Here is a 1,354-nt window from a genome sequence, read left to right as displayed (position 1 = left end):
CCGGCTCTTCTCCGCTTAGGTGAGTCGACTCATATCAAAGATCGTAAATAACATTATTATTTATAACACTTTTTTGTTTGTGAATAAGTGAATATACCTTGTCATCATTATCATCCGCCCTATTTAGCTTTAAAGGCCAATGTGTACAGTCCTTTTCTATAGAAAAAGGCTCTAATTCGGTTCTTGTGCGATGCCGCCGAGACAGGCGGTTTAAGGTTGAAGAACCAAGAACTGAAAAGCTATGCACAGTCGATCACTATGTAAGAAGACGGGTACACGATCTACCTGTTAGTGGACGTCCTTGTAGCATCGAAGTCGAACTCGCTCAGACCAGAGATAAAGACGGCAGAAGGTTAATTGAGGCTACTGAATACGTTGCAAAAGGAGCGCGATATACAATTCGCTTCTGTCAGTTCATCAGTGGATTGTGCCGATATATGAGCATTCACGCCGTCTCTCAACATCTAGGTATTCGTTGGGAGACGGTAAAAAACATAGATAAGGAATATCTACATTCAACCCTACCTGGCTTGGAGCCCGAGAAGCTTAACAACTTAATCCATATTGGCGTTGATGAGGTAGCCAGAGCTAAAAGACATGACTACATGACAGTGGTATACGATTTGGTTTCTGGTCATTTGATTTGGGTGGAACACGGTAGAAAAGCAGCGATCCTTATTTCGTTCTTCGAGCGACTATCAACAGCTACGAGAGACGGTATTAAAGCGGTTTCAATGGATATGGGTCAGCCTTATCAATCAGCAGTAAGGAAAATGCTGCCTAACGCCGATATCGTTTTTGACCGATTTCATGTGATGCAAAACTACTGCCTGTTAATCAAAAAAGAACGCGCCAAAGCCTTTCGAAATGGTTCTCATGAAGAGAAAAGGATGCTCAAAGGAACGTTGTTTCTCTTGCTCAAAAACGCCCATAAACTGGATAACAGGCAGTCTGATCGGCTTGATGATTTACTCGAGAGTAACAAGACTCTCTGCATTGTTTATATGCTGAAAGAGCAGTTACAAGCGATATGGGATGAACCGTGTTACAAGTCGATGATTAAGGCACTTGAAGCTTGGTGCAGCCTTGCTAGATCAACGAGGATATTATCCTTGTGTAATTATGCAGACGCACTATTGGATAGAAAAGTTGGCGTCTGTAATTACGCAAAATATAGATTAACCAACGCTCGAGTTGAAGCTGGGAATGTCTCTATTGGTTTACTCAGGCGAAGGGCAAGAGGGGTACGAGACATTGAATACTTCAAACTCAAGATCAGACAAACATCAGTCCCTGATACCCATTCAACTTTTTATCCAAATATCAAGCTCATGTAAGCGGAGAAGAGCCCTTT

Annotated in this window: 1 protein-coding gene; it reads left to right on the top strand. The window is 42.2% G+C overall.

What is annotated here, in order from left to right:
- The first annotated feature begins 98 nt into the window (after positions 1-98).
- Positions 99-1,337, top strand: coding sequence for an ISL3 family transposase (locus EKG38_RS24765; protein ID WP_439332678.1), 1,239 nt, complete (start codon positions 99-101; stop codon positions 1,335-1,337).
- Positions 1,338-1,354: the final 17 nt, after the last annotated feature.

Source organism: Shewanella canadensis, assembly GCF_003966225.1.
Lineage (GTDB): Bacteria > Pseudomonadota > Gammaproteobacteria > Enterobacterales > Shewanellaceae > Shewanella > Shewanella canadensis.
The sequence above is the reverse complement of the archived record's forward strand: the minus strand, read 5'-3'. Positions and strand labels throughout refer to the sequence as shown.